Source organism: Pseudomonas sp. H3_C08 (assembly GCF_054669455.1).
This window is the reverse complement of sequence record NZ_CP162803.1, coordinates 5,214,014-5,240,414: the sequence shown is the minus strand read 5'-3', so window position 1 is coordinate 5,240,414 and position 26,401 is coordinate 5,214,014. Positions and strand designations below refer to the sequence as shown.

Annotated in this window: 25 protein-coding genes; 20 read left to right on the top strand and 5 right to left on the bottom strand. The window is 57.1% G+C overall.

Features of this window, described 5'->3' with window-relative positions:
* Together gmhB and AB4N74_RS23955 are read left to right on the top strand one after the other, a co-directional pair.
* Window positions 1-540, top strand: coding sequence for a D-glycero-beta-D-manno-heptose 1,7-bisphosphate 7-phosphatase (gmhB, locus tag AB4N74_RS23960; RefSeq protein WP_176471260.1), 540 nt, complete (start codon window positions 1-3; stop codon window positions 538-540).
* An 83-nt stretch (window positions 541-623) separates the two neighbouring features.
* The gene (locus AB4N74_RS23955) at window positions 624-1,403 is read left to right on the top strand and encodes a lysophospholipid acyltransferase family protein (RefSeq protein WP_460097406.1); all 780 of its coding nucleotides are present in this window, start codon (window positions 624-626) and stop codon (window positions 1,401-1,403) included.
* A gap of 168 nt (window positions 1,404-1,571) precedes the next feature.
* Here AB4N74_RS23955 and AB4N74_RS23950 read toward each other — a convergent pair whose 3' ends face one another.
* Window positions 1,572-3,104: a sensor histidine kinase gene (locus tag AB4N74_RS23950; protein ID WP_093429547.1), complete on the bottom strand. Its 1,533-nt coding sequence runs from the start codon at window positions 3,102-3,104 to the stop codon at window positions 1,572-1,574.
* Window positions 3,105-3,273: 169 nt separating this feature from the next.
* Here AB4N74_RS23950 and AB4N74_RS23945 point away from each other — a divergent pair, with 169 nt between their 5' ends.
* Entirely contained in the window at window positions 3,274-3,993 is a 720-nt protein-coding gene (locus AB4N74_RS23945) for a response regulator transcription factor (protein WP_099757598.1), read from the top strand.
* A 102-nt stretch (window positions 3,994-4,095) separates the two neighbouring features.
* On the opposite strand, the gene gyrB is transcribed toward AB4N74_RS23945, so the two are convergent.
* From gyrB to dnaA, 4 genes are read right to left on the bottom strand one after another with little or no spacing between them, the layout of a single operon-like run.
* Window positions 4,096-6,513 carry a DNA topoisomerase (ATP-hydrolyzing) subunit B gene (gene gyrB, locus AB4N74_RS23940; protein ID WP_093429549.1) on the bottom strand — a complete coding sequence of 806 codons (2,418 nt, stop codon included), beginning with the start codon at window positions 6,511-6,513 and terminating at the stop codon, window positions 4,096-4,098.
* A gap of 5 nt (window positions 6,514-6,518) precedes the next feature.
* Window positions 6,519-7,622: a DNA replication/repair protein RecF gene (gene recF, locus AB4N74_RS23935; RefSeq protein ID WP_257356661.1), complete on the bottom strand. Its 1,104-nt coding sequence runs from the start codon at window positions 7,620-7,622 to the stop codon at window positions 6,519-6,521.
* Between the two features lie 14 nt (window positions 7,623-7,636).
* Window positions 7,637-8,740, bottom strand: a complete 1,104-nt coding sequence (dnaN, locus tag AB4N74_RS23930) for a DNA polymerase III subunit beta (RefSeq protein ID WP_007911887.1) — start codon at window positions 8,738-8,740, stop codon at window positions 7,637-7,639.
* Between the two features lie 39 nt (window positions 8,741-8,779).
* On the bottom strand, window positions 8,780-10,306 hold the full coding sequence (dnaA, locus tag AB4N74_RS23925; protein WP_460097403.1) for a chromosomal replication initiator protein DnaA: 1,527 nt from the start codon (window positions 10,304-10,306) through the stop codon (window positions 8,780-8,782).
* Window positions 10,307-10,872: 566 nt separating this feature from the next.
* Between dnaA and rpmH the strand changes: the two genes are divergently transcribed.
* The 17 genes from rpmH (at window position 10,873) to atpD (ending at window position 26,381) form a co-directional block, all read left to right on the top strand.
* Entirely contained in the window at window positions 10,873-11,007 is a 135-nt protein-coding gene (gene rpmH, locus AB4N74_RS23920) for a 50S ribosomal protein L34 (RefSeq protein ID WP_003213577.1), read from the top strand.
* Between the two features lie 16 nt (window positions 11,008-11,023).
* Entirely contained in the window at window positions 11,024-11,425 is a 402-nt protein-coding gene (gene rnpA, locus AB4N74_RS23915) for a ribonuclease P protein component (RefSeq protein ID WP_042704971.1), read from the top strand.
* Window positions 11,418-11,663: a membrane protein insertion efficiency factor YidD gene (gene yidD, locus AB4N74_RS23910; RefSeq protein ID WP_010465488.1), complete on the top strand. Its 246-nt coding sequence runs from the start codon at window positions 11,418-11,420 to the stop codon at window positions 11,661-11,663. Before rnpA ends, yidD begins: the two co-directional genes overlap by 8 nt.
* Before the next feature lie 2 nt (window positions 11,664-11,665).
* Window positions 11,666-13,345 carry a membrane protein insertase YidC gene (gene yidC, locus AB4N74_RS23905; protein ID WP_320336086.1) on the top strand — a complete coding sequence of 560 codons (1,680 nt, stop codon included), beginning with the start codon at window positions 11,666-11,668 and terminating at the stop codon, window positions 13,343-13,345.
* Between the two features lie 79 nt (window positions 13,346-13,424).
* Complete coding sequence (gene mnmE, locus AB4N74_RS23900) at window positions 13,425-14,795, top strand: tRNA uridine-5-carboxymethylaminomethyl(34) synthesis GTPase MnmE (protein WP_093429551.1); 1,371 nt, start codon at window positions 13,425-13,427, stop codon at window positions 14,793-14,795.
* A gap of 552 nt (window positions 14,796-15,347) precedes the next feature.
* Window positions 15,348-17,246 carry a tRNA uridine-5-carboxymethylaminomethyl(34) synthesis enzyme MnmG gene (gene mnmG / locus AB4N74_RS23895; protein ID WP_093429552.1) on the top strand — a complete coding sequence of 633 codons (1,899 nt, stop codon included), beginning with the start codon at window positions 15,348-15,350 and terminating at the stop codon, window positions 17,244-17,246.
* Window positions 17,243-17,887, top strand: coding sequence for a 16S rRNA (guanine(527)-N(7))-methyltransferase RsmG (gene rsmG, locus AB4N74_RS23890; RefSeq protein ID WP_038359549.1), 645 nt, complete (start codon window positions 17,243-17,245; stop codon window positions 17,885-17,887). Before mnmG ends, rsmG begins: the two co-directional genes overlap by 4 nt.
* 18 nt (window positions 17,888-17,905) lie before the next feature.
* Window positions 17,906-18,703, top strand: a complete 798-nt coding sequence (locus AB4N74_RS23885) for a ParA family protein (RefSeq protein ID WP_008084406.1) — start codon at window positions 17,906-17,908, stop codon at window positions 18,701-18,703.
* A 9-nt stretch (window positions 18,704-18,712) separates the two neighbouring features.
* Window positions 18,713-19,585, top strand: coding sequence for a ParB/RepB/Spo0J family partition protein (locus AB4N74_RS23880; protein WP_034152184.1), 873 nt, complete (start codon window positions 18,713-18,715; stop codon window positions 19,583-19,585).
* A gap of 148 nt (window positions 19,586-19,733) precedes the next feature.
* Window positions 19,734-20,141 carry a F0F1 ATP synthase subunit I gene (locus AB4N74_RS23875; protein WP_003229783.1) on the top strand — a complete coding sequence of 136 codons (408 nt, stop codon included), beginning with the start codon at window positions 19,734-19,736 and terminating at the stop codon, window positions 20,139-20,141.
* A 16-nt stretch (window positions 20,142-20,157) separates the two neighbouring features.
* Window positions 20,158-21,027, top strand: coding sequence for a F0F1 ATP synthase subunit A (gene atpB, locus AB4N74_RS23870; protein WP_093429553.1), 870 nt, complete (start codon window positions 20,158-20,160; stop codon window positions 21,025-21,027).
* A gap of 133 nt (window positions 21,028-21,160) precedes the next feature.
* Window positions 21,161-21,418 (top strand): F0F1 ATP synthase subunit C, encoded by a 258-nt coding sequence (atpE, locus tag AB4N74_RS23865; RefSeq protein WP_003097235.1) that lies wholly within the window; start codon window positions 21,161-21,163, stop codon window positions 21,416-21,418.
* Window positions 21,419-21,477: 59 nt separating this feature from the next.
* The gene (locus AB4N74_RS23860; protein ID WP_003229781.1) at window positions 21,478-21,948 is read left to right on the top strand and encodes a F0F1 ATP synthase subunit B; all 471 of its coding nucleotides are present in this window, start codon (window positions 21,478-21,480) and stop codon (window positions 21,946-21,948) included.
* A 12-nt stretch (window positions 21,949-21,960) separates the two neighbouring features.
* A complete protein-coding gene (locus AB4N74_RS23855) occupies window positions 21,961-22,497 on the top strand; it encodes a F0F1 ATP synthase subunit delta (RefSeq protein WP_007911956.1) in 537 nt (178 codons plus the stop codon).
* Between the two features lie 21 nt (window positions 22,498-22,518).
* Window positions 22,519-24,063 (top strand): F0F1 ATP synthase subunit alpha, encoded by a 1,545-nt coding sequence (atpA, locus tag AB4N74_RS23850; protein WP_016984064.1) that lies wholly within the window; start codon window positions 22,519-22,521, stop codon window positions 24,061-24,063.
* A 50-nt stretch (window positions 24,064-24,113) separates the two neighbouring features.
* Window positions 24,114-24,974: a F0F1 ATP synthase subunit gamma gene (atpG, locus tag AB4N74_RS23845; protein WP_008084419.1), complete on the top strand. Its 861-nt coding sequence runs from the start codon at window positions 24,114-24,116 to the stop codon at window positions 24,972-24,974.
* A 27-nt stretch (window positions 24,975-25,001) separates the two neighbouring features.
* Window positions 25,002-26,381: a F0F1 ATP synthase subunit beta gene (gene atpD / locus AB4N74_RS23840; protein ID WP_007911961.1), complete on the top strand. Its 1,380-nt coding sequence runs from the start codon at window positions 25,002-25,004 to the stop codon at window positions 26,379-26,381.
* Window positions 26,382-26,401: the final 20 nt, after the last annotated feature.

Sequence of the window (26,401 nt, the reverse complement as noted above, 5' to 3'; positions counted from 1 at the left end):
TTGCTGTTGAAACTGCTGATTCTCGATCGGGACGGAGTGATCAATTACGACTCCGACGCTTACATCAAGTCGGTAGAGGAGTGGATTCCGCTGCCCGGCTCGATCGAAGCGATTGCGCAGTTGAGCAAGGCCGGCTGGACGGTGGCGGTCGCCACCAACCAGTCGGGCATTGCTCGCGGCTACTACGACCTCGCCACCCTCGATGCCATGCACGCGCGATTGCGTACGCTCGTGGCGGAGCAGGGCGGTGAAGTCGGGCTGATCGTGTATTGCCCGCATGGGCCGGACGAAGGCTGCGATTGCCGCAAGCCGAAACCGGGGATGTTGAAAACCATCGCCGCGCATTACGACGTCGAACTGAACAATGTCTGGTTCGTCGGCGACAGCCTTGGTGACCTGGAGGCCGCCAAAGCCGTCGATTCACAGCCAGTTTTGGTAAAGACCGGAAAAGGCGCAAAGACTCAGGGCAAAACCCTGCCGGTTGGCACTCTGATTTTTGACGATCTGGCGGCGATTGCCGCAGAACTTATCCACAACTAGAGTACTTCTGAAGTTCCTGACCAGGGATTGATCGGGAGTGCGCTTGAACATTCGGGCATTGCCCCGTAACGGTAAACGTCACTATGTCGATACTGCGGGCCATCAGGATTTTTCTCTTTTACCTGCTGCTGGGCACCACCTCCCTGCTGTGGTGCAGCTTGAGTTTCTTTATCGCGCCATTTTTGCCGTTCAAGGCGCGCTATCGTTTTATCAACGTGTACTGGTGCCGCTGTGCCTTGTGGTTGACCAAGGTGTTCCTCGGTATCCGTTACGAAATCAAAGGCGCGGAAAACGTACCTGATCGGCCCTGCGTGATTCAGTCGAACCACCAGAGCACTTGGGAGACGTTCTTTCTCTCCGCTTATTTTTCGCCGTTGAGCCAGGTGCTCAAGCGCGAACTGCTTTATGTACCGTTCTTTGGCTGGGCCATGGCCATGCTGCGGCCGATCGCGATTGATCGCGACAACCCGAAAGCGGCGCTGAAACAAGTCGCGGCCAAAGGTGATGAGCTGCTCAAGGACAACGTTTGGGTGCTGATCTTTCCGGAAGGTACACGCGTTCCTTACGGCACTGTCGGCAAGTTCTCCCGCAGTGGTAGCGCTTTGGCAGTGAATGCGGCGCTTCCGGTCCTGCCGATTGCACACAATGCCGGCAAATTCTGGCCGAAAATCGGCTGGGGCAAGAAGTCTGGGGTGATCACCGTGGTCATCGGTGAGCCGATGTATGCCGAAGGCACAGGGCCTCGCGCCATTGCTCATCTGAACGACCGCGTACAAGCGTGGAACGAGAAGACTCAACGGGAAATGGGCTCACTGCCACCTGCTCCGCAGGCACCGGCTGCAAATGATCAGATCGCTATCTGAGATTTTGTGGATAACCTGTGTACGGTTTTGTTGAAAAAGCCTGAATATTGAAATTAACTTATTGATTTACTTATATATTTCTCAAGCTCATAAAACACCGTAAAAGGTGCATAAGTTTTTTTCGGAAGTAAAAAAACCGGCTGATATAGCCGGTTTTTTTGTGCCTGTTCACTCGGCGATCAACGGTAATTCGAAAAGAAATGTGGTGCCTTGATCGACCATGCTGTGGCACGAGATTTTGCCGCCGTGGTGATCAACCACCGCTTTGACCATCGACAAGCCCAGGCCAACGCCGTCGATGCCTTGTGCGGAGGAAAAACGTCGGTACTGACTGAACAGGTCGGGCAACTCTTGTTCGGCGATGCCTTTGCCTTGATCGGTCAGTTCGCAACGTAGCCACTCTCCTTGGCAACTGACTCGTAGTTCAATCGTGGTATCTGCGGGGCTGTACTTGATCGCATTCTCCAGCAGGTTGAACAGCGCACGCGTCAGCAATCCCTGGTCAGCCATGATCAGGCGCTCTTGGGATTGCTCATCCATGTCGTGCAGCAGTTCGATGCGTTTCTGCTGGGCGATGGGCAAGGCCTGATCCAGCACGTCCAGCACCAACATAGCGAACAGGCTCGGCTGGAACTGATAGGCTTCGGACTCGGCCCGCGCCAGCAAGACGAAACCATCGGTGAGATCCAGCGCGCGACGCACCTGCCGCTCAATCTGTTCGAATAACGGCGAGTCCGCCCCGGCCTGATGGCGGTGAACATCGAGCAGGGCGAGGATCGCCGAATGCGGGGCACGCAAGTCGTGGGAAAGAAAGCGCAGCAATACCCCGCGTTGTTCCTCGGCGGCACGTTCGGCGCTGAGATCGGTGAGGCTGAGCAGCCAACCAATCGGCGTGTCTCCGTCCACCGGCAGCAGGGCGGCACGCTCCAGGCGCAGGCTGCGTTCCTTGTGATCGCGAAACTCCAACAGCGGAATGGCCGACAGTGACGGGCGCAACTCTGTGGACAACTCCGGGTAACCGAGGCTGGCCAGTTGATCGAGGACGTCGTCCCCCACCAGATTGTGATCGAATAGCTGGCGAGCCTTGCGATTGCCCAGCAGGATCTGGCCTTTGGGATCGCTGATCAGTGTGGCGACGGGCAAGTACTCCAGACCGTCGGCAATAAAGCGCCGGGTATCACGGGTGCGACTCATAGCCTGTTCCAGCGCCATGATCTGCCCCTGCAAGCGATCAGCACCGGTGAATTGCGAGCGACGGCGTTCGGGGAAAACCTTCGGCTCGCTGTCCAGTCGTGCCAGCTCCCAGCCGAAATAAGTCAGCACTACGCTCAGGCGCCGCCAGTTCCAGATCAGATAACCGAACAACATCCCCAACACGGCTGGCGTCGGCGACCACCAGCGGCGCGTTTCTGCTAAACCTGCACTGGTCAGCAACGCGCACGCCATGCTGATCAACGTGACCCAGAGCGCCCAGCGCGGGCGCCACAACAGCAGCCCAAGACTGCCGGCCACCAAGGCGACCGACAACAGGGCGCCTTTGGCGGCAGACGCATCGTGCAGGTTAATCTGCGCGCGATAAGACAGCAGCGCAGTCAGCGGCAACAGCACTAGACTTATCCACAACCATTCGCGCACCAACTGTCGAAACAATCGCTGCACCTGGCTCGGTTCACGGCTTTCACGCCGACGCTGATTGTTCATGGGGAAAAAGGGCAGGGCAGTGTGAATGGTTTCATGGGCCACAGGTCTGAGACGTAGACCCGAAGAATCATAGCGGACGTCGACCAACGGCGGGCCGCTTACTTTCACAGCTTGGGCCGAGCGACTATGGTTGTCCGCCAACTGCCCCAGCAACAAGGAATAACCGCGAATGCGCGTTGCGATTCTGGACGACGAACCCGCCGAACTGCGCCGGGTCGAGCAAACCCTGCAGCAAATGGCCGATGCCGGCGATCAGCCATGGTCGCTGCACAGCTTCGAGCGTGGCGAAGACTTGCTGCGCCAGTTGCGCCGGGAAACCTTCGACCTGTTGATCCTCGACTGGCAACTGCCAGACCTGACCGGCCTGGCCCTGCTGCGCTGGACTCGCGAACACATGGAAGCACCGCCGGCGGCGATCATGCTCACCAGTCGTGATGGCGAGAGCGATATCGTCCAGGCGTTGAATGCCGGGGCCGACGATTATGTAAGTAAACCGTTCCGCCCCAATGAACTGAAAGCCCGAGTCGCCGCAGTACTACGTCGGCATAGCCAGCCACGCAGCACGGCGACGGAAGTGCTGAGCTTCAATGACCTGACGTTTGATGATGCAGAGCTGACCGTTACCCGGGAGGGAAAGCCGATCGTCATGACCGAGCGTGAATATCGGCTGGCGCGGTGTCTGTTCAGCAATCTGGGCCGGCCGTTGTCACGGGATTATCTATATGAGCGGTTTTGGCCGCATGAAGAGATGGCGTCGTCGCGACCGTTGGATACGCATATCTACCGGTTGCGGAACAAGCTCGGGCTGACGGCGGATCGAGGGTGGCAGTTGCTGACGATTTATGGGTATGGGTATCGTTTAGAAAGTGTCGCATCTGCGGTCGAGTAGACCATTCCGAGCACATGCTCGGAATGGTTGACAGTGGCAAACCGGGAAAATAAAAAAAGGCCAACGCAATGCGTTGGCCTTTTTCGTTGCAGCTGATATGGATCAGAAATCCAGGTTCGAAACCGCCAGCGCATTGCTCTCGATGAAGTCACGGCGAGGTTCGACCGCATCACCCATCAGGGTGTTGAAGATCTGGTCTGCGCCAATGGCGTCTTCGATGGTGACTTTCAGCATGCGGCGCACGCTTGGGTCCATGGTGGTTTCCCACAGCTGATCCGGGTTCATTTCGCCCAGACCTTTGTATCGCTGAATGGTGTGGCGCTTGGTGCTTTCAGCCATCAGCCAGTCGAGGGCTTCCTTGAACTCGGTGACTGCCTTCTTGCGCTCGCCACGCTGGATGTACGCGCCGTCGTCGAGCAGGGTGCTCAGTTGAGCGCCAAGGGTGACGACGGTTTTGTAGTCGTTGCTGCCGAAGAAGTCGCGGTTGAAGGTGACGTAGTTCGACAGGCCGTGGGAGATCAGTTCGACCTCCGGCAGCCACACACCACGTTCACGGTCTTCACGCAGGCTGGCCTTGTAGACCAAGCCGGACTTTTCGACGGTGCGCAGACGGACTTCGTACTGGGCCAGCCAGTCCTGCATCTTGGCGTGGTCGCCAAGCATTTCCAGGCTCACGGCCGGCAGGTAGATGAAGTGCTCGGTCAGCTCTTGCGGGTACAGGCGCGACAGACGCTTGAGGGTCTTCATCACCATGCGGAAGTCGTTTACCAGACGCTCGAGTGCTTCACCGGAAATGCCCGGGGCCTCTTCGTTCAGGTGCAGGCTCGCATCTTCCAGAGCCGACTGCGTCATGTACTCTTCCATGGCGTCGTCGTCTTTGATGTATTGCTCTTGCTTGCCTTTCTTGACCTTGTACAGCGGCGGCTGGGCGATGTAGATGTAGCCGCGCTCGATCAGCTCCGGCAACTGACGGAAGAAGAAGGTCAGCAGCAGGGTACGGATGTGCGAACCGTCGACGTCAGCATCGGTCATGATGATGATGTTGTGATAACGCAGCTTGTCGATGTTGTATTCGTCGCGACCGATGCCGCAGCCCAGCGCGGTGATCAAGGTGCCCACTTCCTGGGAAGAGATCATCTTGTCGAAACGCGCTTTCTCGACGTTGAGGATCTTGCCCTTCAACGGCAGGATCGCCTGGGTCTTGCGGTTACGTCCCTGCTTGGCAGAGCCGCCCGCGGAGTCACCTTCCACGAGATACAGTTCGGACAGCGCTGGGTCTTTTTCCTGGCAGTCAGCGAGCTTGCCTGGCAGACCGGCAATGTCCAGCGCGCCTTTGCGGCGGGTCATCTCACGGGCCTTGCGCGCAGCTTCACGGGCACGGGCGGCGTCGATCATCTTGCCGACGACCAGCTTGGCTTCGTTCGGGTTTTCCAGGAGGAAGTCGGAGAAGTACTTGCCCATCTCCTGCTCGACCGCAGTCTTCACTTCGGAAGACACCAGCTTGTCTTTGGTCTGCGAGCTGAACTTCGGATCCGGCACTTTCACCGAAATGATTGCGGTCAGGCCTTCACGGGCATCGTCGCCGGTGGTGGCGACTTTGTGCTTCTTCGCCAGACCTTCCTGCTCGATGTAGTTGTTCAGGTTACGCGTCAGGGCCGAACGGAAACCCACCAGGTGGGTACCGCCGTCGCGCTGCGGAATGTTGTTGGTGAAACACAACAGGTTCTCGTTGAAGCTGTCGTTCCACTGCAGGGCGATTTCCACGCCGATGCCGTCTTCACGCTGGATGTTGAAGTGGAACACCTGGTTGACCGCAGTCTTGTTGGTGTTCAGGTATTCAACGAACGCACGCAGGCCACCTTCGTATTTGAACAGCTCTTCCTTGCCGCTGCGCTCATCCTTGAGGACGATGCCGACACCGGAGTTGAGGAAGGACAGTTCACGAATGCGCTTGGCCAGGATGTCCCAGCTGAAGTGAATGTTCTTGAAGGTTTCGCTGGAAGCCTTGAAGTGGATCTGGGTACCGGTGGTTTCGCTGTCGCCAACGATGGCCATCGGTGCCTGAGGTACGCCGTGGACGTAGGTCTGTTCCCAGATCTTGCCGCTGCGGCGAACGGTCAGGACCAGTTCTTCGGACAGTGCGTTCACTACCGATACACCTACGCCGTGCAGACCGCCGGAGACCTTGTAGGAGTTGTCGTCGAACTTACCGCCAGCGTGGAGGACGGTCATGATGACCTCGGCGGCGGAAACGCCTTCCTCTTTGTGCACGTCTACCGGGATGCCACGGCCGTTGTCTTTAACGGTGATGGACTCATCCGGGTGGATGATGATGCTGATGTCGTCGCAGTGGCCGGCGAGGGCTTCGTCGATCGAGTTGTCGACCACCTCGAACACCATGTGGTGCAGACCGCTGCCATCGTCAGTGTCACCAATGTACATACCGGGACGTTTGCGTACGGCATCCAGGCCTTTCAGCACTTTAATGCTCGTTGAGTCGTACGTATTTTCTTCGCTCAATGCCTTCACTCCCGATGGTCGTGGGTCTGGGTGATACGGCCCTGTTCCACGTGGAACAGAGCGACTGGCGTTTCCGTCTGCCAGCCTTCCCTCAATAATTCGTGATCTACACAGGTGATAAACACCTGGCAGCGTAAGTCTTCCAGCAAACGGCACAGCGCGCGACGATGGCCCTCGTCCAGCTCGGACGGCAAGTCATCCACCAGATAAATACACTGACCGCGACGGGCCCGGCTGACCAAATGCCCTTGGGCAATCCGTAGTGCACAGACCACTAACTTCTGCTGACCCCGGGACAAGATGTCCGCGGCGTTGTGAGCGCCCAATCTAAGACGCAAATCAGCTCGTTGCGGTCCGGCCTGGGTATGACCCATTTGCTGATCCCGTTGCACGGATCCAGCCAGTACAGCGCTCAATTCCCGGTCTTTGTCCCAGCCTCGGTAATAGCTGAGCGTCAAACCTTCAAGCTCAACCAGTTCGCTCAAGGTTTGTTCAAAGACTGGTTTCAAGGCTTTGATGTAGGCGCGGCGGTATTCATCGATTTCAGCGCTGGCCTGGCACAGTTCCCTGTCCCAAACCGCTTGCGAAACGGCGTCAAGTGTACCATGTCGCAGCCAAGAGTTTCTCTGGCGCAGGGCCTTCTGCAACCGCTGCCAGGTGGCCATAAAGCGCGGCTCGACGTGGAACACGCCCCAGTCGAGAAACTGTCGACGAATCTTCGGCGCACCTTCAAGCAAGCGGAAGCTGTCGGGGTTGATCAACTGCAGCGGCAGGATCTCCGCCAGCTGCGCAGCACTGCGGGCGTTCTGGCCGTCGATGCGGATCTGGAACTCGCCCTGACGATCGCGCGAGATCCCCAACGCACTGTGCCCACCCTCAGCCAATTCGACCTGACCGAACACGGTGCAGGCGAGTTGCTCGTACTGAATGACCGGCAACAGCCGCGTGCTACGAAACGAACGGGCAAGCCCCAGCAGATGAATGGCTTCCAGAACACTGGTTTTGCCGCTGCCGTTGGCGCCGTAAAGAATGTTGATGCGGGGGGAGGGGGAGAAGGTCACCGGGTGCAGATTGCGCACCGCGGTGACCGAAACACGACTTAAGGACATCCAGGGTCAGCTGATTACAGACGCATCGGCATGACAACGTAAGCCGAATCGTCGTTGTCGGACTCTTGCACCAATGCACTGCTGTTGGAGTCGGACAGGATCAGACGAACCTGCTCGGTGGTCATCACGCCCAGCACGTCGAGCAAATAGCTCACGTTGAAGCCGATTTCCAGAGAGCCGCCGTTGTATTCAACGCCCACTTCCTCTTCCGCTTCTTCCTGTTCCGGGTTGTTGGCCTGGATCTTCAACTGACCGCTGGCCAGTTGCAGACGGATACCACGGTACTTCTCGTTGGACAGAATCGCGGTACGGCTGAACGCTTCACGCAAGGCCTGGCGATCGCCCAATACCAGCTTGTCGCCGCCCTTTGGCAGAACGCGCTCGTAGTCCGGGAACTTGCCGTCAACCAGTTTCGAGGTGAAGGTGAATTCGCCGGTGGTGGCGCGGATGTGATGTTGACCCAGCACGATGCTGACATTGCCGTCCGGCTCGGTGAGCAGACGCGCCAGTTCCAGAATACCTTTGCGCGGCACGATCACCTGATGGCGATCTGGCTGGCCGATATCGGCCTTCATCGAGCACATGGCCAGACGGTGACCGTCGGTGGCCACAGCGCGGATGATGCCTTCGGACACTTCCAGCAGCATGCCATTGAGGTAATAACGCACGTCCTGCTGGGCCATGGCGAAGCTTGTGCGTTCGATCAGGCGACGCAGTTTGCTTTGTTCAAGACTGCAAGTCAGCGAGCCCGGACCTTCTTCAACGGTCGGGAAATCGTTGGCCGGCAGAGTCGACAGGGTGAAGCGGCTACGGCCAGCCTTCACCACCAGCTTCTGCTCGTCGACCTTGATGTCGATCAGCGCGTCGTTGGGCAGGCTTTTGCAGATATCCATCAGCTTGCGCGCAGGCACGGTGATGGAACCTGTTTCAGCCGGCTCTTCAAGTTGCACACGACCGACCAGCTCGACCTCGAGGTCGGTACCGGTCAGCGACAGTTGCTGGCCTTCGACAACCAGCAGCACGTTGGAGAGTACCGGCAAGGTCTGTCGGCGCTCGACGACGCCTGCGACCAGTTGCAGGGGTTTCAACAGGGCTTCGCGTTGAATGGTGAAATGCATGGTCTAGTCCCTTGCCTTAATAAGCTGCGCTGGTGTTCATCAAGTGGTCAGTGTACGCAGCAGGTTCTTGTAGTCCTCGCGGATGTCCGCGTCGGATTCCTTAAGTTCGTTGATCTTTCGACAGGCGTGCAACACCGTGGTGTGGTCGCGGCCGCCGAACACATCGCCGATTTCCGGCAGGCTGTGGTTGGTCAGTTCCTTGGACAAGGCCATGGCGACCTGACGCGGACGAGCCACCGAGCGCGAACGGCGCTTGGACAGCAGATCCGAGATCTTGATCTTGTAGTACTCGGCGACGGTGCGCTGAATGTTATCCACAGAGACCAGTTTGTCCTGCAACGCCAACAGGTCTTTCAGGGATTCGCGAATCAGCTCGATGGTGATGTCGCGGCCCATGAAGTGCGAGTGGGCGATCACGCGTTTCAGCGCACCTTCCAGCTCACGGACGTTGGAGCGAATGCGCTGGGCGATGAAGAACGCGGCGTCATGCGGTAACTCGACTTTGGCCTGGTCGGCCTTCTTCATCAAGATAGCCACGCGGGTTTCCAATTCCGGCGGCTCGACGGCAACCGTCAGGCCCCAGCCGAAGCGGGATTTGAGGCGTTCTTCAAGGCCTTCGATTTCTTTCGGGTAGCGGTCACTGGTGAGAATGACCTGCTGGCCACCTTCAAGCAGGGCGTTGAAGGTGTGGAAAAACTCTTCCTGCGAGCGCTCTTTGCGGGCGAAGAACTGAATGTCGTCGATCAGCAAAGCATCCACCGAACGGTAGAAACGCTTGAACTCGTTGATCGCGTTCAGTTGCAGCGCCTTGACCATATCGGCGACGAAACGCTCGGAATGCAGGTACACAACCTTGGCATTCGGGTTCTTCTTTAATAGGTGGTTACCCACCGCGTGCATCAAGTGGGTTTTACCCAGGCCGACGCCACCATAAAGGAAGAGTGGGTTGTAGCCGTGCTTGGGGTTGTCCGCCACTTGCCAGGCCGCCGCGCGGGCGAGCTGGTTGGATTTACCTTCGACGAAGTTTTCGAAGGTGAAGGTGCGGTTCAGGTAGCTGGTGTGCTTGAGCGCACCTTCGACCTGCACGGTGCGCTGTTCGGCGCGAACAGGGGCTTGCTGCGAAGCGGCACCGGACATCGGATCGAAACTGTCGCGAGACGGTTCATCGCTGACTTCAGGGCTTTTCTGCGTCGAGCGCTTGGCCGTCGGTGCGGGCGTCTGCGTCGGTGCCTGCACGTTCGCAGGTGCGGCATTGAGCTGAGCCTGGGAAACCTGAGCGGCGGCCAGCGGTGCATTCGGTGCGGCACGCGGTGCCGAGCTGCGCTTGCTGCCTATTAATAAGGAGAGCGCCGGCGCCGTGCCGTTGCCATGCTCATCCAGCAGTTCAAGGACGCGGCCCAGGTACTTTTCGTTGACCCAGTCCAGCACAAAACGGTTCGGTGCGTAGACGCGCAACTCGTCGCCTTCGGCTTCGACCTGTAGTGGACGGATCCAGGTGTTGAATTGTTGGGCAGGCAGCTCCTCGCGCAAAAGCTCCACGCACTGCTGCCAAAGTTCCACTGACACGGATATCCCCTAAGTTGAAAGCCGGTGAGGCAAAAACAAGCGGCCATTGTAGCGGCGAGCCGTCCACTTATCCACATGCAGGTTGCCCGGTGACCATGATTTATCAATGTGTTAACCGATGAAAAAGCGACCAACGGTGCGTGAATAAGCTCTGTGGATAACCGCCTCTAAGGGCACTGGACAACTGGGGGCTGAACTCGGTGGATAACCTGGCTGTGGATAACAGGCCTTTCCACACACAGGTTATCCGATAGTGCAGCACAGGCTGAACACGGTTTTCCACTGTAGTTGTCATTCTCTGTACATCAGGCGAAATAAGGGCTGATAGCACTTATCCACAGAAGGAGGCATTCCTAGCTTTTATAAGCTTTACAGAAAAGCTTTAAATAATTCCCTTCTTTATTTTTATGTTTGGCAGACAGGCTTTCAGCCAGAGACAGCCCTGAGATCTATTTATAAGGAAACGCTGGTTGGAAATTGACCTGAAGGCTTGCTTTCTCTAGAATCCCCGGTCTCTTAAAACGGGGGCCATTCCGGCCCGTTGTGGACGAACCAGGTAACACGACATGAAACGTACTTTCCAACCAAGCACCATCAAACGCGCCCGTACCCACGGTTTCCGTGCTCGCATGGCTACCAAGAACGGCCGTGCTGTCCTGTCGCGTCGCCGCGCCAAAGGTCGTGCGCGTCTGGCAGTTTGATAATCCGGTACTGGAGGTGAGTCAGGACTTCAGTCGGGAAAAGCGTCTGCTTACTCCCCGGCATTTCAAGGCAGTCTTTGACTCCCCTACCGGCAAGGTTCCGGGGAAAAATCTCCTGCTCCTTGCACGCAACAACGATCTTGATCACCCCCGTCTCGGGCTGGTTATCGGGAAAAAGAGCGTAAAGCTCTCCGTTGAGCGCAATCGCCTCAAACGTTTGATGCGCGAATCGTTCCGTCTGCACCAGGATTCACTGGTCGGCTGGGACATCGTTATCGTCGCGCGCAAAGGTCTGGGCGATGTAGAAAACCCCGAATTGATTCAGCATTTCGGCAAGCTCTGGAAGCGTCTGGCACGCAGCAAGCCAGTTCCAGAAGTCAAAACCGAAACTGTAGGGGTAGACAGTCCAGATGCGTAAACTGGCCCTCGTTCCGATCCAGTTTTATCGCTATGCCATTAGTCCTTTGATGGCCAGTCACTGTCGTTTCTACCCCAGTTGTTCCTGCTACGCGTATGAAGCCATCGAAAATCATGGCCTTCTGCGCGGTGGCTGGCTGACCTTTCGTCGTTTAGGTCGCTGTCATCCGTGGAATCCCGGTGGTTATGACCCGGTTCCACCTATCCCTACCTCCCGTTCTTCTTCGATGGCCGAGTAATCATGGATATCAAACGCACGATCCTGATCGTCGCCCTGGCAATCGTGGCCTACGTTATGGTCCTTAAATGGAACCAGGACTATGGTCAGGCTGCCCTGCCGACTCAGAATGTTGCTTCCAGTACGACTACATCCGGTTTGCCGGACACCGCCACTGGCAATAATGCTGCTGCCAGTGACGATATTCCGCGCGCCGCTAGCGATACCAGCGCACCTGCCGAAACACCGGTAGCCGCCAGCAAGGATCTGATCCAGATCAAAACCGACGTGCTCGATCTGGCGATCGATCCACAAGGTGGTGATGTTGCTCAACTGACCTTGCCTTTGTATCCACGTCGTCAGGATCGTCCTGATGTGCCGTTCCAGCTGTTCGATAACGGCGGCGAACGTGTTTATCTGGCACAAAGCGGCCTGATCGGCACCAATGGCCCGGATGCAAATCCGGCCGGTCGTCCGGTCTACTCTTCGGAGAAGAAGACTTATCAACTGGCTGACGGTCAGGACCAACTGGTCGTCGACCTGAAATTCAGCAAGGACGGCGTCAACTACATCAAGCGTTTCACCCTGAAACGCGGCCTGTATGACGTAGCCGTTTCGTACATTGTGGATAACCAGAGCGCTCAGTCCTGGAACGGCGCAATGTTTGCTCAGTTGAAGCGTGATAACAGCGCTGACCCTTCGTCCACTACTGCTACTGGCACCGCGACCTACCTGGGCGCCGCCCTGTGGACAAGTTCGGAGCCGTACAAGAAAGTGTCCATGAAGGACATGGACAAGGCGCAACTGAAGGAAACCGTCACCGGTGGTTGGGTAGCCTGGCTGCAACACTACTTTGTGACCGCGTGGATTCCGGCCAAGGGCGAAAACAACATCGTCCAGACCCGCAAAGACAGCAAAGGCAACTACATCATCGGTTACACCGGTCCTACACTGACCGCTGCTCCGGGTGCCAAAGTTGAAACCAGCGCTGTGCTGTACGCCGGTCCGAAAAGCCAGGCTGTACTGAAAGAGTTGTCCCCAGGTCTGGAACTGACCGTCGACTACGGCATTCTGTGGTTCATTGCCCAGCCAATCTTCTGGCTGCTGCAACACATCCACGCGATCGTTGGTAACTGGGGCTGGTCGATCATCTTCCTGACCATGCTGATCAAGGGTCTGTTCTTCCCTCTGTCGGCTGCCAGCTACAAATCGATGGCGCGCATGCGTGCCGTTGCGCCGAAACTGGCTGCTCTGAAAGAGCAACATGGCGATGACCGGCAGAAAATGTCGCAAGCCATGATGGAGCTGTACAAGAAAGAGAAGATCAATCCGCTAGGCGGCTGCTTGCCGATCCTCGTGCAGATGCCGGTTTTCCTTTCGCTGTACTGGGTTCTGCTGGAAAGCGTGGAAATGCGCCAGGCGCCGTTCATGCTGTGGATCACTGACCTGTCGATCAAGGATCCGTTCTTCATTCTGCCGATCATCATGGGCGCAACCATGTTCATCCAGCAGCAGCTGAACCCGACTCCGCCGGATCCGATGCAGGCGAAGGTCATGAAAATGATGCCAATCATCTTCACCTTCTTCTTCCTGTGGTTCCCGGCTGGTCTGGTGCTGTACTGGGTTGTGAACAACTGCCTGTCCATCACCCAACAGTGGTACATCACACGTAAGATCGAACGGGCTACCAAAGCAGCCGCTTGATTTACACTGTGGATAACCACTCAAAACGCCCCCTAGTGGGGCGTTTTGCTATCTGCCACTTTTGTCTGGATTCCGGTTTATGAGCACACCTCGTGAAACCATCGCCGCCGTCGCCACCGCTCAGGGTCGCGGCGGTGTGGGCATTGTTCGTATTTCCGGGCCGCTGGCCAGCGTTGCAGCCAAAGCTATAAGCGGCCGCGAGCTGAAACCGCGTTACGCCCATTACGGGCCATTTTTCAGTGATGACCAGCAAGTGCTCGATGAAGGTCTGGCGCTATATTTCCCGGGGCCAAACTCGTTCACAGGCGAAGACGTTCTGGAATTGCAGGGCCACGGTGGGCCGATCGTTCTGGACATGCTGCTCAAACGCTGCCTGGAACTGGGCTGCCGTCTGGCGCGTCCGGGGGAGTTCAGCGAACGCGCGTTCCTCAATGACAAACTCGACCTGGCCCAGGCCGAGGCGATTGCCGATTTGATCGAGGCGAGTTCTGCACAGGCGGCGCGCAATGCCCTGCGGTCTTTGCAAGGTGCGTTTTCCCAGCGTGTGCATAACTTGACCGAACAACTGATCGGCCTGCGCATCTACGTCGAAGCCGCCATCGACTTCCCGGAAGAAGAAATCGACTTCCTCGCCGATGGCCATGTGCTGAGCATGCTCGACAAAGTCCGTGATGAATTATCCACAGTATTGCGCGAAGCCGGGCAGGGCGCGTTGTTGCGCGATGGCATGACCGTGGTGATTGCCGGTCGTCCGAATGCCGGCAAGTCCAGCCTGTTGAATGCGTTAGCCGGTCGCGAAGCGGCGATCGTCACCGAGATTGCCGGCACCACCCGCGATATTTTGCGTGAACATATCCACATCGACGGTATGCCGTTGCACGTTGTGGATACCGCAGGTTTGCGTGATACCGAAGACCAGGTGGAAAAGATTGGCGTTGAACGCGCACTGAAAGCCATCGGCGAAGCGGATCGCGTCCTGCTGGTGGTCGATGCAACCGCTCCGGAAGCACTGGATCCGTTTGCCTTGTGGCCTGAATTCCTCGAAACCCGCCCGGATCCGGCCAAGGTTACGTTGATCCGTAACAAAGCAGACCTGACTGGTGAATCCATTTCCCTGGAAGTCAGTGAAGATAGCCACGTGACGATCAGTCTGAGCGCCAAATCTGCAGGTGATGGCCTGGAACTCCTGCGTGATCACCTCAAGGCCTGTATGGGCTACGAGCAGACTTCGGAAAGCAGCTTCAGTGCTCGTCGTCGCCATCTGGAAGCGTTGCGCCATGCCAGTGCAGCCCTTGAACACGGTCGTGCGCAACTGACTCTGGCGGGTGCGGGCGAGTTGCTGGCCGAAGACCTGCGTCAGGCTCAGCACTCTCTAGGGGAAATCACCGGGGCATTCAGCTCTGATGATCTGCTGGGACGGATCTTTTCCAGCTTCTGTATCGGTAAATAAACCCTCCGCTTTCCACAGACAGGTCCATTCGCGACCTGTCTGCGCCTCCTCTTTCTCAAACCTTTCTCCAGTGCCGGGCAGATTTCGTCTCCCTGAGCGGATTTCTCGCGCCTGTTATTTCTTCATTCACCGTATTTCTGTGGATTAAGCCCTGTGAATAACTGCCACTAAGGGCAGTTGATAACAGGGCCTGAAAACTGGACATAACCCCCTCTGTGGATAACCAACCCTTTAATCCACAGGCTTAAACCGGTTATCCAAGGCCCTCATTGGCACATGGTCACAGGGTTTTGAATCTCTGTACATATTGTATATAAAGGCCTGTATCAATCTATCCACAGAAAATGGCCTCAGTAGAAATAAACATAAAAACAAAGGTTTTATAAATTTCTCTCTTTTTTATTCTTTTAACCTCGAGTTCTCCACAGCTGGTTAAATTTTGTGCAAAGGGTTCTTTAGGAAGGGCGAAGTCCCTATACTTGTCGACCAGGTTCAGAAACCTGATCTCAAACTATTCCTGAATTACCTACTTAAGCAGGCACGAGGTGCGTGGTGGATTTCCCTTCCCGTTTTGAAGTGATCGTCATCGGCGGCGGTCATGCCGGTACCGAGGCAGCACTGGCCTCAGCACGTATGGGGGCAAAAACCCTGTTGCTGACGCATAACGTGGAAACCCTCGGTGCCATGAGTTGCAACCCGGCCATCGGTGGCATTGGCAAAAGCCATCTGGTCAAGGAAATCGATGCCCTCGGCGGCGCGATGGCCACCGCTACCGATTTGGGTGGCATTCAGTTTCGCGTGTTGAACAGCCGCAAAGGCCCGGCCGTACGGGCGACCCGTGCGCAAGCTGACCGGATTCTGTACAAAGCCGCTGTCCGCGAAATTCTGGAAAACCAGCCGAACCTGTGGATATTTCAACAAGCTGCTGACGACCTGATCGTCGAGCAGGAACAAGTCCGTGGTGTTGTCACGCAAATGGGTCTGCGTTTTCTCGCCGATTCCGTGGTGTTGACCACCGGTACGTTCCTCGGCGGACTTATCCACATCGGTTTGCAGAATTTTTCCGGCGGTCGTGCCGGTGATCCGCCGTCCATCGCACTGGCTCACCGTCTGCGTGAACTGCCGCTGCGTGTCGGTCGCCTGAAAACCGGCACACCGCCGCGTATCGACGGCAAGTCTGTGGATTTCTCGGTAATGACCGAGCAACCAGGCGATACGCCGATCCCGGTGATGTCGTTCATGGGTAACAAAGAACAGCATCCACGTCAGGTCAGTTGCTGGATTACTCACACCAACGCCCGCACCCACGAAATCATCGCGGCGAACCTCGACCGTTCGCCGATGTATTCCGCTGCCGGTGAGATCGAAGGCATTGGCCCGCGCTACTGCCCGTCGATCGAAGACAAGATCCACCGCTTTGCCGACAAGGAAAGCCATCAGGTGTTTATCGAACCGGAAGGTTTGACCACCCATGAGCTGTACCCGAACGGAATATCCACAAGCTTGCCTTTCGATGTGCAATTGCAGATCGTGCAATCGATTCGCGGCATGGAAAACGCGCACATCGTGCGTCCGGGTTATGCGATCGAGTACGACTACTTCGATCCGCGCGACCTGAAGTACAGCCTCGAAACCAAGGTCATCGGCGGTCTGTTCTTTGCCGGACAAATCAACGGCACCACCGGTTACGAAGAAGCTGGCGCCCAGGGTTTGCTGGCCGGGGCCAACGCGGCACTGCGCGCCAAGGGCAAAGAAGCCTGGTGTCCGCGTCGCGATGAAGCGTACATCGGTGTGTTGGTCGACGACCTGATCACCCTCGGTACCCAAGAGCCGTACCGCATGTTCACTTCCCGTGCCGAGTACCGCCTGATACTGCGCGAGGACAACGCCGACCTGCGTTTGACCGAAAAAGGTCGCGAGCTCGGATTGGTCGATGACGCACGTTGGGCAGCCTTCTGCAAGAAACGCGAAAGCATCGAACTCGAAGAACAGCGCCTGAAAAGCACTTGGGTTCGCCCGAATACGCAGCAGGGCGATGCGATCGCGGAAAAATTCGGCACGCCGCTGACTCACGAATACAACTTGCTCAACCTCTTGAGTCGTCCGGAAATCGACTACGCTGGTCTGGTCGAAGTGACCGGCAATGGCGCCGAAGATCCACAGGTCGCCGAACAGGTTGAGATCAAGACCAAATACGCCGGTTACATCGACCGTCAACAGGACGAAATCGCCCGTCTGCGCGCCAGTGAAGACACGAAATTGCCTGTGGATATCGATTACACCAACATTTCCGGTCTCTCCAAGGAGATCCAGAGCAAGCTCGGCGCGACTCGACCAGAGACGCTGGGCCAGGCTTCGCGGATCCCGGGTGTGACCCCGGCAGCGATTTCGCTGTTGATGATTCATTTGAAAAAACGCGGCGCGGGCCGTCAGTTGGAGCAAAGCGCTTGAGTTCTAAGGTCACTTCGCAACACGCCGAAGAGTTATCCACAGGAGCCCGCGAGCTCGGTGTCAACCTCACTGAAGCCCAGCATGAATTGCTGCTGGGTTATCTGGCCCTGTTGATCAAATGGAACCAGGCCTACAACCTGACCGCTGTACGCGATCCGGACGAGATGGTGTCGCGTCACTTGCTCGATAGCCTGAGCGTGATGTCGTTCATCGAAAACGGCCGTTGGCTCGACGTCGGTAGCGGCGGCGGCATGCCGGGAATCCCGTTGGCGATCCTGTATCCGGACTCGCAAGTGACTTGTCTGGACAGCAACGGCAAGAAAACCCGCTTTCTGACCCAGGTCAAACTCGAACTCAAACTGGATAACCTGCAAGTTATCCACAGTCGTGTCGAAGCGTTCCAGCCTGCGCAGCCGTTCAACGGGATCATTTCCCGGGCGTTCAGCAGCATGGAAAACTTCACCAACTGGACTCGCCACTTAGGCGACGCCGATACACGCTGGCTGGCAATGAAGGGCGTTCATCCGGCCGATGAGCTGGTAGCATTGCCGGCAGACTTCAAACTCGATAGCGAACACGCCCTGGCCGTACCCGGTTGCCAAGGCCAACGCCATCTGCTGATACTGCGCCGCACGGCATGATTGGGAACACAAGCAAGAATGGCTAAGGTATTCGCGATAGCGAACCAAAAGGGTGGTGTGGGCAAGACCACCACCTGCATCAACCTCGCAGCATCCCTGGTCGCGACCAAGCGCCGGGTGCTGTTGATCGATCTCGATCCACAGGGCAACGCCACCATGGGTAGCGGTGTGGATAAACACGGCCTGGAAAACTCGGTCTACGACCTGCTGATCGGCGAATGTGATCTGGCTCAGGCCATGCACTATTCCGAACATGGCGGTTACCAACTGCTGCCGGCCAACCGCGATCTGACGGCGGCCGAAGTCGTGCTGCTGGAAATGCAGATGAAGGAAAGCCGTCTGCGCAGCGCGCTGGCGCCAATCCGCGAAAACTACGATTACATTCTGATCGACTGCCCGCCGTCGCTGTCGATGCTTACGCTGAACGCCTTGGTTGCTGCTGACGGGGTCATTATCCCCATGCAGTGCGAGTACTTTGCGCTCGAAGGTCTCAGCGACCTTGTGGATAACATCAAGCGCATCGCTGAACTGCTGAATCCGAACCTGAAAGTCGAAGGGTTGCTGCGGACCATGTATGACCCGCGCCTGAGCCTGATGAACGACGTTTCGGCGCAGCTCAAGGAGCACTTCGGCGATCAGCTGTACGACACGGTGATCCCGCGCAACATCCGCCTGGCCGAAGCGCCGAGCTACGGCATGCCGGCGCTGGCCTACGACAAGCAATCGCGCGGCGCCCTGGCTTATCTGGCCCTGGCCGGCGAGATGGTTCGCCGTCAGCGCAAAAACTCACGCATCGCCGCCGCTCAGGCAACTTAAGGAATCCCCATGGCCGTCAAGAAACGAGGTCTCGGACGTGGACTGGATGCACTGCTGAGTGGTCCGACCGTCAGCGCGCTGGAAGAACAAGCGGCGCAAGCTGACACCCGCGAACTGCAGCACTTGCCGTTGGATCTGCTGCAGCGCGGCAAATACCAGCCGCGCCGCGACATGGATCCGCAGGCGCTGGAAGAACTGGCAGCGTCGATCAAGGCGCAAGGCGTCATGCAGCCGATCGTGGTGCGCCCGATTGGCGGTGGCCGCTTTGAGATCATCGCTGGTGAACGTCGCTGGCGCGCGAGTCAGCAAGCCGGGCAGGAAACCATCCCGGCGATGGTCCGCGATGTGCCGGATGAAACCGCAATCGCCATTGCGCTGATCGAGAACATCCAGCGCGAAGACCTCAACCCGATCGAAGAAGCGGTGGCCCTGCAGCGTTTGCAGCAGGAATTCCAGCTGACGCAGCAGCAGGTCGCCGAGGCTGTGGGTAAGTCCCGCGTCACTGTGGCTAACCTGTTGCGGCTTATTGCACTACCGGAAGTCATCAAGACCATGCTGTCCCATGGCGACCTGGAAATGGGGCATGCCCGTGCTTTGCTCGGTCTGCCGGACAATCAGCAGGTGGAAGGGGCGCGACATGTTGTCGCACGCGGTCTCACCGTGCGCCAAACTGAGGCACTGGTTCGCCAGTGGTTGAGTGGCAAACCGGAGCCTGTGGAAGCGACCAAACCCGACCCGGATATCGCCCGCCTTGAACAGCGTCTGGCCGAGCGCCTAGGCTCTGCGGTGCAGATTCGCCATGGGAAGAAAGGAAAGGGCCAGTTGGTGATCGGTTACAACTCCCTCGATGAGCTTCAAGGTGTGCTCGCACACATCCGCTGAAACATTTCCTCATGTAGCGCGCAGTCGGAAATCACTACCTGACAGTTGAATAGGGGCAGAACCGCCCCTATACTCTGCGCGCATTTTGTCGGCACAAATTATGCCAAGTTATTGAATTCTGGCAGCCGACCATTGGAGAGCAAACGTGATGGAAACCCGCAAGCCAAACCGCCTGCCGTTCCATCGCCTGGCGGTTTTTCCGGTGTTAATGGCTCAATTTGTCATTTTGCTCATTGCCGCTTTGGCGCTCTGGCAATGGCACGGAGTCGTTGCCGGATACTCGGGACTTTGCGGAGGCCTGATAGCCTTGCTGCCCAATGTTTATTTCGCTCACAAGGCATTTCGGTTTTCCGGCGCCCGAGCAGCCCAGTCCATCGTCCGGTCTTTTTATGCCGGCGAGGCAGGCAAACTGATTTTGACGGCAGTGCTCTTTGCACTGGTGTTTGCAGGTGTGAAGCCACTGGCGCCGATAGCTGTATTCGGCGCGTTCGTGCTGACTCAGTCGGTCAGCTGGTTCGCTCCCCTGCTGATGAGAACAAGACTTTCGAGACCTTAGGGCGTTTGAGGCAACCATGGCAGAAACAACCGCTTCGGGCTATATCCAGCACCACTTGCAGAACCTGACCTTCGGTCAGCTACCTAACGGCGGCTGGGGCTTTGCCCATACCGCAGCAGAAGCCAAAGAAATGGGCTTCTGGGCTTTCCACGTCGATACCCTCGGCTGGTCGGTCGCGTTGGGTCTGATCTTCGTACTTCTTTTCCGCATGGCGGCAAAGAAAGCGACTTCGGGTCAGCCGGGTGCTTTGCAGAACTTCGTTGAAGTATTGGTCGAATTCGTCGATGGCAGCGTGAAAGACAGCTTCCATGGCCGTAGCCCGGTGATTGCACCGCTGGCACTGACCATCTTCGTCTGGGTGTTCCTGATGAACGCTGTCGACCTGGTACCGGTCGACTGGATTCCTCAGCTGGCCATCCTGATCACCGGCGACCACCACATCCCGTTCCGCGCCGTGTCGACTACCGACCCGAACGCGACTCTGGGCATGGCGTTCTCGGTTTTCGCATTGATCATTTTCTATAGCATCAAGGTCAAGGGCTTCGGCGGCTTCATCGGCGAACTGACCCTGCACCCGTTCGGCAGCAAGAACATCTTCGTTCAAGCCCTGCTGATCCCGGTGAACTTCCTGCTGGAATTCGTGACCCTGATCGCCAAGCCGATCTCTCTGGCTCTGCGTCTGTTCGGCAACATGTATGCCGGCGAGCTGGTGTTCATTCTGATCGCTGTGATGTTCGGCAGCGGCCTGCTCTGGCTGAGCGGCCTGGGCGTTGTTCTGCAGTGGGCGTGGGCTGTGTTCCACATCCTGATCATCACGCTGCAGGCGTTCATCTTCATGATGCTGACCATCGTCTACCTGTCGATGGCGCACGAAGAAAACCATTAAGGCCAGTCTCGACTAGTCTGATGTCCTTCCCGGTCAAACGGGAAGGGGCTCTTCACAGGGCACCTGAAACGATTTGTTTTACCGCTTTAATCTAAAAAACCTAAACCATACGACGTAAAAGTCGGGAGGAAAGATGGAAACTGTAGTTGGTCTAACCGCTATCGCTGTTGCACTGTTGATCGGCCTGGGCGCACTGGGTACCGCAATTGGTTTCGGCCTGCTGGGCGGCAAGTTCCTGGAAGGCGCAGCGCGTCAGCCAGAAATGGTTCCAATGCTGCAAGTTAAAATGTTCATCGTTGCCGGTCTGCTCGACGCCGTAACCATGATCGGTGTTGGTATCGCTCTGTTCTTCACCTTTGCGAACCCGTTCGTTGGTCAGATCGCTGGCTAATTACCCGGATTCTTCCGAGTAATTTGATGTGATGGACAACGTAACTGCGAGGTGTTGGCGTGAACATTAATGCGACCCTGATTGGCCAGTCCGTTGCGTTCCTGATTTTTGTACTGTTCTGCATGAAGTATGTATGGCCTCCGGTCATCGCTGCTCTGCACGAACGTCAAAAGAAGATCGCTGATGGTCTGGACGCTGCCAGCCGTGCAGCTCGCGACCTGGAGTTGGCCCAAGAAAAAGCGGGTCAGCAACTGCGCGAAGCGAAAGCTCAGGCAGCTGAAATCATCGAGCAAGCCAAGAAACGCGGTAACCAGATTGTCGAAGAGGCCGTTGAAAAGGCCCGTGTCGACGCTGACCGTGTGAAGGTTCAGGCTCAAGCCGAGATCGAACAGGAACTGAACAGTGTCAAAGACAAGCTGCGCGCCCAAGTGGGTTTGCTGGCTGTCGGCGGCGCCGAGAAGATCCTGGGTGCCACAATCGATCAAAACGCGCACGCAGAGCTGGTTAACCAACTGGCTGCTGAAATCTAAGCGAGGGCGATCATGGCAGAACTGACCACGTTGGCCCGACCTTACGCTAAGGCGGCCTTCGAGCACGCTCAGGCCCACCAGCAACTGGCCAATTGGTCAGCCATGCTCGGCCTGGCTGCAGCGGTGTCGCAAGACGACACCATGCAGCGCGTGCTCAAGGCCCCGCGACTGACGAGCGCAGAAAAGGCCGCCACGTTTATTGACGTGTGCGGCGACAAGTTTGATGCCAAGGCACAGAACTTCATCAATGTCGTTGCCGAAAACGACCGTCTCCCGCTTCTGCCGGAGATAGCCGCTCTTTTCGACCTGTACAAGGCCGAACAAGAGAAGTCGGTAGACGTTGAAGTGACCAGTGCTTTTGCATTGAACCAAGAACAGCAAGACAAACTCGCCAAGGTTCTCAGTGCACGACTCAACCGGGAAGTGCGCCTGCAAGTTGCGGAGGATGCTGCCCTAATAGGTGGTGTCGTTATCCGCGCCGGCGACCTGGTTATCGATGGCTCGATTCGCGGCAAAATCGCGAAACTTGCCGAAGCATTGAAATCTTGAGTTTGAAGGGGCAGCAGAGCAATGCAGCAACTCAATCCTTCCGAAATAAGTGAAATTATCAAGGGCCGCATCGACAAGCTCGATGTGACCTCCCAAGCCCGTAACGAAGGCACTGTCGTCAGCGTATCTGACGGCATCGTGCGGATTCACGGTCTGGCCGACGTTATGTACGGCGAGATGATCGAGTTTCCGGGCGGCGTCTACGGTATGGCCCTCAACCTGGAGCAAGACTCCGTAGGTGCCGTTGTACTGGGCGCTTACCAGTCTCTGGCTGAAGGCATGAGCGCCAAGTGCACTGGCCGCATCCTCGAAGTTCCGGTTGGTAAGGAACTGCTGGGGCGCGTAGTCGACGCACTGGGTAACCCTGTTGACGGCAAAGGTCCACTGGGCAACACCGAGACCGACGCGGTCGAGAAAGTTGCACCGGGCGTGATCTGGCGTAAGTCGGTAGACCAGCCTGTACAGACTGGCTACAAGGCTGTCGATGCCATGATCCCTGTCGGCCGTGGCCAGCGTGAGCTGATCATCGGTGACCGTCAGATCGGTAAAACCGCTCTGGCGATCGACGCGATCATCAACCAGAAAGACAGCGGCATTTTCTGCGTCTACGTAGCTATCGGTCAGAAGCAATCGACCATCGCCAACGTGGTTCGCAAGCTGGAAGAAAACGGCGCCCTGGCCAACACGATCATCGTGGCTGCCAGTGCTTCGGAATCTCCTGCGCTGCAATTCCTGGCACCGTACTCCGGTTGCACCATGGGTGAATTCTTCCGCGACCGCGGTGAAGACGCGCTGATCGTTTATGACGATCTGTCCAAGCAAGCAGTGGCTTACCGCCAGATTTCCCTGCTGCTGCGCCGTCCACCAGGCCGTGAAGCTTACCCAGGCGACGTGTTCTATCTCCACTCCCGTCTGCTGGAGCGCGCATCCCGCGTTTCGGAAGAATACGTAGAGAAGTTCACCAACGGCGCAGTGACCGGCAAAACCGGTTCCCTGACCGCACTGCCGATCATCGAAACCCAGGCTGGCGACGTTTCCGCGTTCGTTCCGACCAACGTGATTTCCATCACCGACGGTCAGATCTTCCTGGAATCGGCCATGTTCAACTCGGGCATCCGCCCTGCAGTGAACGCCGGTGTTTCGGTATCCCGTGTGGGTGGTGCCGCTCAGACCAAGATCATCAAGAAGCTCTCCGGTGGTATCCGTACCGCTCTGGCTCAGTACCGTGAACTGGCGGCATTCGCCCAGTTCGCTTCTGACCTGGACGAAGCGACCCGTAAGCAACTTGAGCATGGTCAGCGCGTTACCGAGCTGATGAAGCAGAAGCAATACGCACCAATGTCGATCGCTGACATGGCGCTGTCGCTGTATGCCGCTGAGCGTGGGTTCCTGACTGACATTGAAATCGCCAAGATCGGCAGCTTCGAACAAGCGCTGATTGCTTTCTTCAACCGCGATCACGCCGATTTGATGGCCAAGATCAACGTTAAAGGTGACTTCAATGACGAAATCGACGCTGGCATGAAAGCCGGTATCGAGAAGTTCAAGGCCACCCAAACCTGGTAAGCCGCAGCGGGAGCCGCGAGGCTCCCGCTTGCTAACCTGATAGGTGTTACATGGCAGGCGCAAAAGAGATTCGCAGTAAGATTGCGAGCATCAAAAGCACGCAAAAGATTACCAGCGCCATGGAAAAAGTGGCGGTCAGCAAAATGCGAAAGGCACAAATGCGCATGGCTGCTAGCCGTCCTTATGCGGAGCGTATCCGCCAGGTTATTGGGCATCTGGCCAACGCCAACCCGGAATACCGCCACCCGTTCATGATCGACCGCGCTATCAAGCGTGTCGGTTATGTTGTGGTGAGCAGTGACCGTGGTCTGTGCGGCGGCTTGAATACCAACCTGTTCAAGGCCCTGGTCAAGGACATGGCGGTAAACCGCGAAAACGGCGTTGAGATTGATCTGTGTGTTGTTGGTAGCAAGGGTGCGGCCTTTTTCCGCAACTTCGGCGGTAACGTCGTTGCAGCTATCAGCCACCTGGGTGAAGAGCCGTCGATCAATGATCTGATCGGCAGCGTCAAGGTGATGCTGGATGCCTACCTGGACGGCCGTATTGACCGCCTGTCCGTGGTGTCCAACAAGTTCATCAACACCATGACGCAACAGCCTACCGTGGAGCAGTTGATTCCACTGGTGGCCACCCCGGATCAGGATCTCAAGCACCACTGGGACTATCTCTACGAACCGGATGCCAAAGAGCTGCTTGACGGCTTGATGGTCCGCTACGTTGAGTCGCAGGTCTACCAGGCGGTGGTCGAGAACAACGCGGCTGAACAAGCTGCGCGGATGATCGCGATGAAGAACGCTACCGACAACGCCGGTGATTTGATCAGCGATTTGCAGCTGATCTACAACAAGGCGCGTCAGGCTGCGATCACCCAAGAGATCTCGGAAATCGTCGGCGGCGCTGCCGCGGTTTAACGGTTCAAATATTCAGAGGATCCAGCTATGAGTAGCGGACGTATCGTTCAAATCATCGGCGCCGTTATCGACGTGGAATTTCCACGCGACAGCGTACCGAGCATCTACAACGCGCTGAAAGTAGTGAGCGCGGCTGAAACCACTCTGGAAGTTCAGCAACAGCTGGGCGACGGCGTGGTTCGCACCATTGCGATGGGTTCCACCGAGGGCTTGAAGCGCGGTCTGGAAGTTACCGACTCTGGCGCAGCCATCTCCGTACCGGTCGGTAAAGCGACCCTGGGCCGGATCATGGACGTCCTCGGTAACCCGATCGACGAAGCTGGCCCGATCGACACCGAAGAGCGTTGGGGCATTCACCGTCCAGCGCCTTCGTTCGCTGAACAGGCAGGCGGCAACGACCTGCTGGAAACCGGCATCAAGGTTATCGACCTGGTTTGCCCGTTTGCCAAAGGCGGTAAAGTCGGTCTGTTCGGTGGTGCCGGTGTAGGCAAAACCGTAAACATGATGGAACTGATCCGTAACATCGCCATCGAGCACAGCGGTTATTCCGTGTTCGCCGGTGTGGGTGAGCGTACTCGTGAGGGTAACGACTTCTACCACGAGATGAAGGACTCCAACGTTCTGGACAAAGTGGCACTGGTTTACGGTCAGATGAACGAGCCGCCGGGTAACCGTCTGCGCGTAGCACTGACCGGCCTGACCATGGCCGAGAAGTTCCGTGACGAAGGTAACGACGTTCTGCTGTTCGTCGACAACATCTATCGTTACACCCTGGCCGGTACTGAAGTATCCGCACTGCTGGGCCGTATGCCTTCGGCAGTAGGTTACCAGCCGACCCTGGCTGAAGAGATGGGCGTTCTGCAAGAACGTATCACTTCGACCAAGGAAGGTTCGATCACTTCGATCCAAGCGGTATACGTACCTGCGGATGACTTGACCGACCCGTCGCCAGCGACCACCTTCGCCCACTTGGACGCCACCGTCGTTCTGTCCCGTGACATCGCTTCCCTGGGTATCTACCCAGCGGTAGATCCACTGGATTCGACTTCGCGCCAGCTGGACCCGAACGTAATCGGCCAGGACCACTACGACACCGCTCGCGGCGTTCAGTACGTTCTGCAACGTTACAAAGAGCTGAAGGACATCATCGCGATCCTGGGTATGGACGAGCTGTCGGAAGCCGACAAGCAGTTGGTAAACCGTGCTCGTAAGATCCAGCGCTTCTTGTCGCAGCCGTTCTTCGTGGCTGAAGTCTTCACCGGTGCTTCGGGTAAATACGTTTCCCTGAAAGACACCATTGCTGGCTTCAAAGGCATCCTCAACGGTGACTACGACCACCTGCCAGAACAAGCGTTCTACATGGTTGGCGGCATCGAAGAAGCGATCGAGAAAGCCAAGAAACTGTAATCCCGGCGCCCGGCAACGGG

Bases quoted from the DNA above. Each gene is read 5' to 3' on its own strand.
- AB4N74_RS23955 (WP_460097406.1), top strand. From the start codon at position 624: ATGTCGATACTGCGGGCCATCAGGATTTTTCTCTTTTACCTGCTGCTG.
- AB4N74_RS23950 (WP_093429547.1), bottom strand. From the start codon at position 3,104: ATGAACAATCAGCGTCGGCGTGAAAGCCGTGAACCGAGCCAGGTGCAG.
- AB4N74_RS23945 (WP_099757598.1), top strand. From the start codon at position 3,274: ATGCGCGTTGCGATTCTGGACGACGAACCCGCCGAACTGCGCCGGGTC.
- recF (WP_257356661.1), bottom strand. From the start codon at position 7,622: ATGTCCTTAAGTCGTGTTTCGGTCACCGCGGTGCGCAATCTGCACCCG.
- dnaN (WP_007911887.1), bottom strand. From the start codon at position 8,740: ATGCATTTCACCATTCAACGCGAAGCCCTGTTGAAACCCCTGCAACTG.
- rpmH (WP_003213577.1), top strand. From the start codon at position 10,873: ATGAAACGTACTTTCCAACCAAGCACCATCAAACGCGCCCGTACCCAC.
- yidD (WP_010465488.1), top strand. From the start codon at position 11,418: ATGCGTAAACTGGCCCTCGTTCCGATCCAGTTTTATCGCTATGCCATT.
- yidC (WP_320336086.1), top strand. From the start codon at position 11,666: ATGGATATCAAACGCACGATCCTGATCGTCGCCCTGGCAATCGTGGCC.
- mnmE (WP_093429551.1), top strand. From the start codon at position 13,425: ATGAGCACACCTCGTGAAACCATCGCCGCCGTCGCCACCGCTCAGGGT.
- AB4N74_RS23885 (WP_008084406.1), top strand. From the start codon at position 17,906: ATGGCTAAGGTATTCGCGATAGCGAACCAAAAGGGTGGTGTGGGCAAG.
- AB4N74_RS23880 (WP_034152184.1), top strand. From the start codon at position 18,713: ATGGCCGTCAAGAAACGAGGTCTCGGACGTGGACTGGATGCACTGCTG.
- AB4N74_RS23875 (WP_003229783.1), top strand. From the start codon at position 19,734: ATGGAAACCCGCAAGCCAAACCGCCTGCCGTTCCATCGCCTGGCGGTT.
- atpB (WP_093429553.1), top strand. From the start codon at position 20,158: ATGGCAGAAACAACCGCTTCGGGCTATATCCAGCACCACTTGCAGAAC.
- atpE (WP_003097235.1), top strand. From the start codon at position 21,161: ATGGAAACTGTAGTTGGTCTAACCGCTATCGCTGTTGCACTGTTGATC.
- AB4N74_RS23855 (WP_007911956.1), top strand. From the start codon at position 21,961: ATGGCAGAACTGACCACGTTGGCCCGACCTTACGCTAAGGCGGCCTTC.
- atpA (WP_016984064.1), top strand. From the start codon at position 22,519: ATGCAGCAACTCAATCCTTCCGAAATAAGTGAAATTATCAAGGGCCGC.
- atpG (WP_008084419.1), top strand. From the start codon at position 24,114: ATGGCAGGCGCAAAAGAGATTCGCAGTAAGATTGCGAGCATCAAAAGC.
- atpD (WP_007911961.1), top strand. From the start codon at position 25,002: ATGAGTAGCGGACGTATCGTTCAAATCATCGGCGCCGTTATCGACGTG.